8 protein-coding genes and 1 pseudogene are annotated in these 11,055 nt (G+C 71.6%); 6 read left to right on the top strand and 3 right to left on the bottom strand.

Annotated features, from left to right (window positions below):
• The 3 genes and pseudogenes from BZL64_RS08620 to BZL64_RS08610 all read right to left on the bottom strand — a co-directional run.
• A pseudogene (locus tag BZL64_RS08620) lies at positions 1 to 308 on the bottom strand (MFS transporter); the annotation flags it as partial.
• A gap of 242 nt (positions 309 to 550) precedes the next feature.
• A complete protein-coding gene (gene meaB / locus BZL64_RS08615; RefSeq protein WP_086767729.1) occupies positions 551 to 1,510 on the bottom strand; it encodes a methylmalonyl Co-A mutase-associated GTPase MeaB in 960 nt (319 codons plus the stop codon).
• A gap of 45 nt (positions 1,511 to 1,555) precedes the next feature.
• Positions 1,556 to 2,767: an acetyl-CoA C-acetyltransferase gene (locus BZL64_RS08610; protein WP_086767726.1), complete on the bottom strand. Its 1,212-nt coding sequence runs from the start codon at positions 2,765 to 2,767 to the stop codon at positions 1,556 to 1,558.
• 151 nt (positions 2,768 to 2,918) lie between these two features.
• On the opposite strand from BZL64_RS08610, the gene mce reads away from it, so the two are divergent.
• From mce to BZL64_RS08580, 6 genes are all read left to right on the top strand, one after another.
• Positions 2,919 to 3,359 carry a methylmalonyl-CoA epimerase gene (gene mce / locus BZL64_RS08605; protein ID WP_073499834.1) on the top strand — a complete coding sequence of 147 codons (441 nt, stop codon included), beginning with the start codon at positions 2,919 to 2,921 and terminating at the stop codon, positions 3,357 to 3,359.
• A gap of 235 nt (positions 3,360 to 3,594) precedes the next feature.
• On the top strand, positions 3,595 to 7,476 hold the full coding sequence (gene scy, locus BZL64_RS08600) for a polarized growth protein Scy (RefSeq protein ID WP_086767724.1): 3,882 nt from the start codon (positions 3,595 to 3,597) through the stop codon (positions 7,474 to 7,476).
• A 183-nt stretch (positions 7,477 to 7,659) separates the two neighbouring features.
• On the top strand, positions 7,660 to 8,595 hold the full coding sequence (locus tag BZL64_RS08595; protein WP_086767722.1) for a coiled-coil domain-containing protein: 936 nt from the start codon (positions 7,660 to 7,662) through the stop codon (positions 8,593 to 8,595).
• A 139-nt stretch (positions 8,596 to 8,734) separates the two neighbouring features.
• Positions 8,735 to 9,688 carry an ABC transporter ATP-binding protein gene (locus BZL64_RS08590; protein WP_086767720.1) on the top strand — a complete coding sequence of 318 codons (954 nt, stop codon included), beginning with the start codon at positions 8,735 to 8,737 and terminating at the stop codon, positions 9,686 to 9,688.
• Position 9,689: 1 nt separating this feature from the next.
• Positions 9,690 to 10,460 (top strand): ABC transporter permease, encoded by a 771-nt coding sequence (locus BZL64_RS08585; protein ID WP_086767718.1) that lies wholly within the window; start codon positions 9,690 to 9,692, stop codon positions 10,458 to 10,460.
• A 110-nt stretch (positions 10,461 to 10,570) separates the two neighbouring features.
• On the top strand, positions 10,571 to 11,055 hold a 485-nt coding region (locus BZL64_RS08580), incomplete at its 3' end, for an ABC transporter ATP-binding protein (protein ID WP_143663049.1).

Here is an 11,055-nt window from a genome sequence, read left to right as displayed (position 1 = left end):
GCCACGGCCCCCGGCGCGCCCTGCCGCCCATGACCGCCCTCCACGCCGTCCTGCTGGGCGCGCCGGGGGCCGTGGCGGTCGACGAGGGACGCGCGCAGCGGCATCAGGAGGACGGCACAGGCCCCGAAAAGGGCCAGGACCGTGCCGGCGACGGCGTAGGAGCCCGTCGCGTGGACCGTGGCGAGGAGGAGGGAGAGGGAGACGAGACCGTACGCGAGCCGCCCGGAGAGGGCGGCGGCGAAGGTGCGGCGGGCGTACGGGACGCGGAGCACGGCGGCATAGGTCGGCCGCGAAACGGGCGCAGACATGGGTGAGTTCCTCGACGTGAGGCGGGAGAAAGGGGACACCTGGGGCCACGGCGGCCGGTCCGGCAGGCCGGTGCGTGGCGGGGTGTGCCCTACGCCAGGAAGAGGAACATGGGATCAACGTACCAGCGGTGCCGCCGGGTTGGCGACGCTGACGTCACTGCCCCCCGACGCTGACGTCACTGCCCCCCGACGCTGACGTCACTGCCCCCCGACGCTGACGTCGCTGTCCCCCGACACTCGCGTCACTGTCCCCGCGTCAGGCCCGTCACCAGTTCGTCCGCCGCCCGGTACGGGTCGAGTTCACCGGCGACGATCTTCTCCGCGAGGGTGCTGAGGCGGCGGTCGCCGTGCAGGTCGCCGATGCGCTCGCGCAGGGCGGTCACGGCGATCGTCTCGACCTCGCGGGCCGCGCGGGCACGACGGCGCTCGGCGAGGACGCCGTGCTCCTCCATCCACGCGCGGTGCTTCTCCAGCGCCTCCACGACCTCGTCGATGCCCTCACCGCGGGCGGCGACCGTCTTGACGATCGGCGGCCGCCAGTCACCCGGGCCGCGGGACTCGCCGAGGCCCAGCATGTGGTTCAGCTCGCGGGCGGTGGCGTCGGCGCCGTCGCGGTCGGCCTTGTTGACGACGTACACGTCGCCGATCTCCAGGATTCCGGCCTTGGCGGCCTGGATGCCGTCGCCCATGCCGGGGGCGAGGAGGACCACGCTGGTGTCGGCCTGGGAGGCGATCTCGACCTCCGACTGGCCGACGCCGACCGTCTCGACGAGGATCACCTCGCAGCCCGCCGCGTCGAGCACCCGGATCGCCTGCGGGGCCGACCAGGCCAGCCCGCCGAGGTGACCGCGGGTGGCCATGGAGCGGATGTACACGCCGGGGTCGGAGGCGTGCTCCGACATCCGGACGCGGTCGCCGAGCAGGGCGCCGCCGGAGAACGGCGAGGACGGGTCGACGGCCAGGACGCCGACCCGCCTGCCCTGCTTGCGGTACGCCGTGACCAGCGCGGAGGTGGACGTCGACTTGCCGACGCCGGGCGAACCGGTGAGGCCCACCACGTAGGCGTTGCCGGTCAGCGGGGCGAGCGCCGCCATGACCTCCCTGAGCTGCGGCGACGCCCCCTCCACCAGGGAGATCAGCCGGGCCACGGCCCGGGGCCGGCCTTCCCTGGCCTGGGCGACCAGCGAGGAGACGTCCTGCATCACAGCTCCGTTCGGGTTCCGTTCAGGTAATGACGTACAGGGAACTCAGGCCTTGGGGACCCGCACGATCAGTGCGTCACCCTGGCCGCCGCCGCCGCACAGGGCTGCCGCGCCGATGCCGCCGCCGCGCCGCTTCAGCTCCAGGGCCAGGTGCAGCACGAGCCGGGCGCCGGACATGCCGATGGGGTGGCCGAGGGCGATGGCGCCGCCGTTGACGTTCACCTTTTCCGTCGACACGCCGAGGTCCTTCATGGACTGCACGGCCACGGCGGCGAAGGCCTCGTTGATCTCGACGAGGTCAAGGTCGGAGACGTCCAGGCCGTCCTTCTTCAGGGCGTGCAGGATGGCGTTGGAGGGCTGCGACTGGAGCGAGTTGTCCGGGCCCGCCACATTGCCGTGGGCACCGATCTCGGCGATCCACTCCAGGCCGAGTTCCTGCGCCTTGGCCTTGCTCATCACGACCACGGCGGCGGCGCCGTCGGAGATCTGCGAGGCGGTACCGGCGGTGATCGTGCCGTCCTTGGTGAAGGCCGGGCGGAGCTTGCCGAGGGACTCGGCGGTGGTCTCGGGGCGGATGCCCTCGTCCTTGCTGAAGACGACCGGCTCGCCCTTGCGCTGCGGGATCTCCACCGGCGTGATCTCGGCCTCGAACAGGCCGTTCTTCTGCGCGGCGGCGGCCCGCTGGTGGGACAGGGCGGCGATCTCGTCCTGCTCGGGGCGGGCGATGCCGAGGCGCGTGTTGTGCTTCTCGGTGGACTCGCCCATGGCGATGTTCTCGAAGGCGTCGGTCAGCCCGTCGTGAGCCATCGCGTCGAGCATCTCGATGGCGCCGTACTTGAAGCCCTCGCGGGACTTCGGCAGCAGGTGGGGGGCGTTGGTCATGGACTCCTGGCCGCCCGCCACGACGATGTCGAACTCACCCGCGCGGATCAGCTGGTCGGCCAGCGCGATGGCGTCGAGGCCGGACAGGCACACCTTGTTGACGGTGAGCGCCGGAACGTTCATCGGGATGCCGGCCTTGACCGCGGCCTGCCGGGCCGGGATCTGGCCCGCGCCGGCCTGGAGCACCTGGCCCATGATCACGTACTGCACCTGGTCGCCGCCGATACCCGCACGGTCGAGGGCGGCCTTGATCGCGAAGCCGCCGAGGTCGGCTCCGGAGAAGGACTTCAGCGAGCCCAGCAACCGTCCCATGGGCGTCCGGGCGCCCGCGACGATCACCGAGGTCGTGCCGTTGGTTCCTGTCGATCCAGTCATGAGCTGCGATTCCCCTTACCGGCCTTGCACGGGCCGAGGAGTGAACGAGGGTTTACTTCGAATGTACTGACCGGTACTTCACCCGTCATCGGGCGGTGGGTGTGATCGCGCGCACGTTGCGTAACCACGCCCGCCGCGCTGCACTGACACCATGCTGACGCGAATCGACCACATCGGGATCGCCTGCCACGACCTCGACGCCACCGTCGAGTTCTACCGGGCGACGTACGGCTTCGAGGTCTTCCACTCCGAGGTCAACGAGGAGCAGGGCGTACGCGAGGCCATGCTCAAGATCAACGATACGTCCGACGGGGGTGCCTCGTACCTCCAGCTCCTGGAACCGACGCGGGAGGACTCCGCCGTCGGGAAGTGGCTGGCGAAGAACGGCGAGGGCGTCCATCACATCGCCTTCGGCACGGCGGACGTCGACGGGGACGCGGCGGACATCCGCGACAAGGGGGTACGCGTGCTCTACGAAGAGCCCCGACGCGGCTCCATGGGGTCACGAATCACCTTCCTTCACCCGAAGGATTGCCACGGAGTACTGACAGAACTGGTCACTTCGGCGCCCGTTGAGTCACCTGAGCACTGACCCTCGTACATATGGGCCGGTAGGGTTGGGGTCGGTCGCCGCTCCAGCCAGGGCGACCGGTGTCCTGCCGTCATGTCGGCAGGACCCGTCCGGGGTCCGGGTTCGGGGGACGAGCATCGGGGCGGCAGCCCGCGCTCCGCCGTTGATCTGACACCATTCCCCGGGGGCCCCGTCCGGCGGATGGACGGAGCTCGTACGGAGAAGCTTGCGACCAGGGGACGGATGGGACCGCGCAGTGCGGGGCTACGAGAGCCAGGAGCGGGAGCCGGCGGCTGACGTCGACCACCTCACGCGGTTCGAAGCCGAGATGAAGCGGCTGAAGACCGAGCGGGAAAAGGCGATCCAGCACGCCGAGGACCTCGGCTACCAGGTCGAGGTGCTGCGCGCCAAGTTGCACGAGGCGCGGCGCACCATCATGTCCCGGCCCTCTTTCGACGGCGGGGACCTCGGCTACCAGGCCGAGCAATTGCTGCGCAATGCGCAGATGCAGGCCGACCAGTTGCGCGCCGACGCCGAGCGCGAGCTGAGCCAGGCCCGCTCGCAGACCCAGCGCATCCTCCAGGAGCACGCCGAACACTCGGCCCGGCTCCAGGCGGAGCTGCACCAGGAGGCGGTCACCCGCCGCCAGCAGCTCGACCAGGAACTGGCGGAGCGCCGGCAGACCGTCGAGTCGCACGTCAACGAGAACGTGGCGTGGGCCGAACAGCTGCGTGCCCGCACCGAGGCCCAGGCCCGCCGTCTGCTGGAGGAGTCGCGCGCCGAGGCCGAGCAGGCCCTGGCAGCCGCGCGCGCCGAGGCCGAGCGGGTCACCACGGAGGCCCGTCAGCGCCTCCAGAGCGACGCCGAGTCGGCCCGCGCCGAGGCCGAGCAGTTGCTGCGCCGCGCCCGCACGGACGCCGAGCGCCTGCTGAACGCGGCCTCCACCCAGGCCCAGGAGGCCACCGACCACGCCGAGGCGCTGCGCAGCTCCACGGCCACCGAGTCCGACACGGCCCGCCGCCAGGCGACCGAGCTGAGCCGGACCGCCGAGCAGCGCATGGCCGAGGCGGAGGAGGCGCTGCGCAAGGCGCAGTCCGAGGCCGAGAAGGTCGTCGCGGAGGCCAAGGCCGCCGCCGAGAAGGCCCTCTCCGGCGCCGAGTCCGCCAACGAGCAGCGCACCCGTACGGCGAAGGAGCAGGTCGCCCGGCTGGTCAGCGAGGCCACCAAGGAGGCGGAGGCCACCAAGGCGGACGCCGAGCAGGTCGTCGCGGACGCCCGCGCCGAGGCCGAGAAGGTCCTCGCCGAGGCGGCCGAGAAGGCCCGCACGCTCACCGCCGAGGAGAGCGCCACCCAGCTGTCGAAGGCGGCCAAGACCGCCGAGGACGTCCTCAACAAGGCGCAGGAGGACGCGCAGCGCACCACGAAGGCCGCCGCCGAGGAGGCCGAGCGGATCCGCCGCGAGGCGGAGACCGAGGCCGACCGGCTGCGCGCCGAGGCGCACGACATCGCCGAGCAGCTCAAGGGCGCGGCGAAGGACGACACCGCGGAGTACCGGGCCAAGACGGTCGAACTCCAGGAGGAGGCCCGCCGGCTGCGCGGCGAGGCCGAGCAGTTGCGCGCCGACGCGGTCGCCGAGGGCGAGAAGATCCGCGCGGAGGCCCGCAAGGAGGCCGTCCAGCAGATCGAGGAGGCGGCCAAGACCGCCGAGGAACTGCTGGCGAAGGCCCGTCAGGACGCCGACGAGCTGCGCCAGAAGGCCACCGCGGACAGCGAGAAGGTCCGCACGGAGGCCATCGAGCGGGCCACCTCGCTGCGCCGGCAGGCCGAGGAGACGCTGGAGCGCACCCGCAAGGAGGCCGAGCGCCACCGCGCCGAGGCCGTCGAGTCCGCCGAGATCATCACGGCGGACGCCGAGCGGGCCGCCCTCGCCCTGCGCGAGGAGGCCGAGCGCGCCGTCGAGGCCCGTCAGGCGGAGGCCGCCGAGGAGCTGACCCGGCTGCACACCGAGGCGGAGACCCGGCTCGCCGCCGCCGAGGAGGCGCTCACCGCCGCCCGCGAGGAGGCCGAGCGGATCCGCCGCGAGGCCGCCGAGGAGACCGAGCGGCTGCGTGCCGAGGCCGCCGAGCGGATCCGTACGCTCCAGCAGCAGGCCGAGACCGAGGCCGAGCGGCTGCGCGACGAGGCCGCCGCCGACGCGTCCGCCTCCCGGGCCGAGGGCGAGTCCGTCGCCGTACGGCTGCGGTCGGAGGCCGCCGCCGAGGCGGAGCGGCTGCGGACCGAGGCGCAGGACACCGCGGACCGGGTGCGTGCGGAGGCGCAGGCCGCCGCCGAGCGGCTGGCCGCCGAGGCGTCCGAGACGCTGGCCGCCGCCCAGGAGGAGGCCACCCGGCGCCGCCACGAGGCCGAGGACTACCTCGGCGCGGCCCGCCAGGAGGCCGACCAGGAGCGTGAGCGGGCCCGCGAGCAGAGCGAGGAGCTGCTGGCTGCGGCGCGCAAGCGCGTGGAGGACGCCCAGACCGAGGCCGTCCGGCTGGTGGAGGAGGCCGACCGCCGGGCCACCGAGATGGTGTCGGCGGCCGAGCAGCACGCCCAGCAGGTACGGGACTCCGTGGCCGGGCTGCACGAGCAGGCGCAGGAGGAGATCACCGGGCTGCGTTCCGCCGCCGAGCACGCGGCGGACCGTACCCGCCGGGAGGCCGAGGCGGAGGCGGACCGGGTCCGCGCCGACGCCTACTCCGAGCGGGAGCGGGCGTCGCAGGACGCGAGCCGGCTGCGGCGCGAGGCGAGCGAGGAGACGGAGGCCGCCCGCGCGCTGGCCGAGCGGACCGTCGGGGACGCGATCGCGGAGGCGGAGCGGCTGCGTTCGGAGTCGTCCGCGCACGCCCAGCGGGTGCGCACGGAGGCCTCGGACACCATCGCGCAGGCCGAGCAGGACGCGTCGCGCACCCGGGCGGAGGCCCGTGACGACGCCAACCGCATCCGGTCGGACGCCGCGACGCAGGCCGACACCCTCATCACGGAGGCCCGTTCGGAGGCGGAGCGGCTCCAGACGGAGACCATCGCCGAGGCCGAGCGGCTCCAGTCCGAGACGATCGCGGAGGCCGAGCGGCTGCGCGCCGACTCGGTGGCGAAGGCCGAGAAGCTCATCGGGGACGCCTCCGGCGACGCTGAGCGGCTGCGCGCGGAGGCCGCCGACACGGTGGGTACGGCGCGGCAGCACGCCGAGCGGGTGCGCGCCGAGGCCGAGCGGGTCAAGAGGGAGGCGGCGGCGGACGCCGACCGCATGCTGAGCGTGGCCCGCGACGAGGCCGACTCGACGCTGGACGAGGCCCGCAAGGAGGCCAACAAGCGGCGTTCCGAGGCCGCCGAGCAGGTCGACACGCTCATCACGGAGACCGCCGCCGAGGCGGACAAGCTGCTCACCGAGGCGCAGCAGCAGGCGCTGAAGACCACCGCGGAGGCGGAGGCGCAGGCCGACACGATGGTCGGCGCGGCGCGTTCCGAGGCGGACCGGCTCGTCTCCGAGGCGACGGTCGAGGGCAACTCGCGGGTGGAGAAGGCCCGTACGGACGCGGACGAGCTGCTCGTCGGTGCCCGCCGGGACGCGACCGCCATAAGGGAGCGGGCGGAGGAGCTGCGCGACCGCATCACCTCCGAGATCGAGGATCTGCACGACCGGGCCCGCCGCGAGGCCGCCGAGACGATGAGGTCGACCGGCGACCGCTGCGACGCGCTCATCAAGGCGGCCGAGGAGCAGCTGGGCAAGGCTCAGGCGAAGGCCAAGGAGCTGGTGTCGGAGGCCAACTCGGAGGCCGGCAAGGTCCGGATCGCCGCCGTGAAGAAGGCCGAGGGGCTCCTGAAGGAGGCCGAGCAGAAGAAGGCCACGCTGATCCGTGAGGCCGAGGAGCTGAAGGCCGAGGCGATCCGCGAGGCCCGGCGCACGGTCGAGGAGGGCAAGCGCGAGCTGGAGGTGCTGGTGCGTCGCCGCGAGGACATCAACGCCGAGATCTCGCGCGTCCAGGACGTGCTGGAGGCCCTGGAGTCCTTCGAGGCGCCGCCGGGCAACAAGGACAGTGGCGTCAAGGCGGGTGCGACGGTGGGTGCTCCACGATCGGGTGGCAAGTCCTCGGACCACTAGCGGGACAGGGGCGTTCCGTTGAAGTCTGGGGCCTTTGCCCAAGTCTTTGGCAAGCCGTCTGACGCTTAGCCACCCAAAAGGGGTCTCATTCTCCGTATCAAACGCGCATCCGCTCGATGACACACCGCTTAGGCCCCTAGGATTCCACCTATCACCTCACCGGTCTCATTCGACAGGAACCCCATGAGCGACACTTCCCCCTACGGCTTCGAGCTTGTGCGGCGTGGGTACGACCGCGCTCAGGTGGACGAACGCATCTCGAAGCTCGTCTCCGACCGTGACAGCGCTCTGGCCCGTATCACTGCTCTGGAAAAGCGCATCGAGGAGCTTCACCTCGAGACACAGAACGCCCAGGCCCAGGTAAGCGACGCCGAGCCGTCGTACGCCGGTCTCGGCGCGCGTGTCGAGAAGATCCTCCGCCTCGCCGAGGAGGAGGCCAAGGACCTGCGCGAGGAGGCCCGTCGCGCGGCCGAGCAGCACCGCGAGCTGGCCGAGTCCGCGGCCCAGCAGGTCCGTAACGACGCCGAGTCGTTCGCCGCGGAGCGCAAGGCCAAGGCCGAGGACGAGGGCGTCCGGGTCATCGAGAAGGCCAAGAGCGACGCTTCCCAGCTGCGTTCCGAGGCCCAGAAGGACGCGGCGCAGAAGCGTGAGGAGGCCGACGCCCTCTTCGAGGAGACCCGCGCCAAGGCCGCTCAGGCCGCCGCCGACTTCGAGACGAACCTCGCCAAGCGCCGCGAGCAGTCCGAGCGCGACCTGGCGTCGCGTCAGCAGAAGGCGGAGAAGCGCCTCGCGGAGATCGAGCACCGCGCGGAGCAGCTGCGTCTGGAGGCGGAGAAGCTGCGCACGGACGCCGAGCGCCGGGCCCGTCAGACCGTCGAGACGGCTCAGCGCCAGGCCGAGGACATCGTGGCCGACGCCAATGCCAAGGCGGACCGCATCCGTTCGGAATCGGAGCGCGAGCTGGCGGCTCTCACCAACCGTCGCGACTCGATCAACGCCCAGCTGACGAACGTGCGCGAGATGCTCGCCACCCTCACGGGCGCCGCGGTCGCCGCGGCCGGCTCCCCGGCCGAGGACGAGCCGATCTCCCGCGGTGTGCCGGCGCAGCAGACCCGGTAGTCATCCGAGCGAGGTGAGGGGCGGTGGGACTTCGGTCCTGCCGCCCCTTTCGGGTGTGCGTCTCCCTGTCATACGGGTTTCGGCCGCCGTTCGCCCGCCGGGGTTGGCACCGGTCGCGCACCGGCCCTAGCGTGGCCGCATGATCGAGCTCGAGGGCCTGACGAAGCGGTACGGCGAGAAAGTGGCGGTCAACAATCTGACCTTCACGGTCAGACCCGGCATCGTCACGGGCTTTCTCGGTCCGAACGGCGCCGGGAAGTCCACCACCATGCGGATGATGCTGGGCCTGGACCGGCCGACCGCCGGGGACGTCCGGATCGACGGTCAGCACTACGACCGGCTCAAGGACCCGCTCACGTACATCGGCGCCCTGCTGGACGCCAAGGCCATGCACGGCGGGCGCAGCGCCTTCAACCACCTGCTGTGTCTGGCGCAGAGCAACGGCATCCCGACCAGCCGGGTGCACGAGGTGCTGGAGACGGTCGGTCTGACGTCGGTGGCGCGGAAGAAGGCCAAGGGGTTCTCGCTGGGCATGGGTCAGCGGCTGGGTATCGCGGGCGCCCTCCTCGGTGATCCGCGGATCCTGATGTTCGACGAGCCGGTCAACGGTCTCGACCCCGAGGGCATCCACTGGATCCGCAACCTGATGAAATCGCTGGCGGCGCAGGGCCGGACGGTGTTCGTGTCCTCGCACCTCATGAGCGAGATGGCGCTGACCGCCGACCACCTCGTCGTCATCGGCCAGGGCCGGCTGCTCGCGGACACCTCGATGGCCGATTTCATCGCGCAGAACTCACGGGCGTACGTCCGCATCCGCACCCCGCAGCGGGAGCGGCTGCTCGATGTGCTGCACGGGGCCGGGATCACCGTCGTGGAGGCCGGTGAGGCGCTGGAGGTGGACGGCAGCAAGTCGGAGCGGATCGGCGAGCTGGCCGCGCAGCACCAGCTCGTGCTACACGAGCTGAGCCCTCAGCGGGCCTCCCTGGAGGAGGCGTTCATGCAGCTGACCGCGGAGTCGGTCGAGTACCACGCGCACAGCGACGCCCCCCTGGAGCAGCCGGAGCCGTGGGGCGACGGATGGAGGAAGGACTGAGATGGCGGCGACCCAGGTCATCCGTTCGGAGTGGACGAAGATCCGTTCCGTGGCGTCCACCGTCTGGACGCTGTCCCTCGCCGTGGTGGTCACCATCGCCCTCGGCATGCTGATCTCGGCGCTGTCGAAGAGCGAGTTCGACGACATGAGCCGGGGCGACCAGCTCTCCTTCGACCCGACGTTCATCAGCTTCGCCGGGATGAGCCTCGGCCAGCTCGCGATGATCGTGTTCGGGGTGCTGGTGGTGGGCAACGAGTACAGCACCGGCATGATCCGGACCTCGCTGGCGGCCGTCCCGCAGCGCGGCACCTTCCTGTTCAGCAAGATCGCGGTGGCGGCCGGGCTGGCGCTGGTCGTGGGGATGGCGACCAGCTTCGTCGCGTTCTTCCTCGGGCAGGCGATGCTCGGCCAGCACAAGGCGTCGATCGGCGACAGCGGGGTGCTGCGGGCGGTGATCGGCGGCGGCCTCTACATGACGCTGATCGCGGTGTTCTCGATGGGCGTGGCCGTGATGCTGCGCTCGCCGATGCTGTCGCTGGGCATCCTGATGCCGTTCTTCTTCCTGATCTCGACCATCCTGGGCAACGTCGGGGCGACGAAGAAGTTCGCCCAGTACCTGCCCGACCAGGCCGGCAGCAGGATCATGCAGGTGGTCACGCCGCTCGACGACGACACCCCGTACGGCCCCTGGGGCGGGCTCGCGATCATGGCGGCCTGGGTGGTGGCGGTGCTCGCGGGCGGCTACCTGCTGCTGAAGAAACGCGATGCGTGAACCTCTGGGTTTTACTTTGATTTGAGCGGAACCGTCAGCGCCCCGTTATCCTCCTAACCCTTACGGGGGCGTGTGCCCTGCTGTCCTGAACCTTTTGATGGGTGCGGAGCATGATCGAGGCAGTCGGCCTGACCAAGCGCTATGGCGACAAGACCGCTGTGTACAACCTTTCCTTCCAGGTGCGGCCCGGCGCCGTCACCGGCTTCCTCGGGCCCAACGGCTCGGGCAAGTCGACGACGATGCGCATGATCCTCGGCCTGGACAACCCGAGCGCCGGCTCGGTGACGATCGGCGGCTATCCGTACCGGAAGCTGCCGAACGCCGCCCGCCAGGTCGGGGCCCTGCTGGACGCCAAGGCCGTGCACGGCGGCCGGCACGCCCGCAACCATCTGCTGAGCCTCGCCCAGCTCTCGGGCATCCCGGCCCGGCGGGTGGACGAGGTGCTCGGCGTCGTCGGTCTCCAGGACGTGGCGAAGAGGCGGTCCAAGGGCTTCTCCCTCGGCATGGGCCAGCGGCTCGGCATCGCCGCCGCCCTCCTCGGCGACCCGCAGGTGCTGCTGTTCGACGAGCCCGTCAACGGCCTCGACCCCGAGGG

The organism is Streptomyces bobili (genome assembly GCF_002154575.1).
GTDB lineage: Bacteria > Actinomycetota > Actinomycetes > Streptomycetales > Streptomycetaceae > Streptomyces > Streptomyces bobili.
This window is presented reverse-complemented; position numbering and strand designations above follow the sequence as displayed.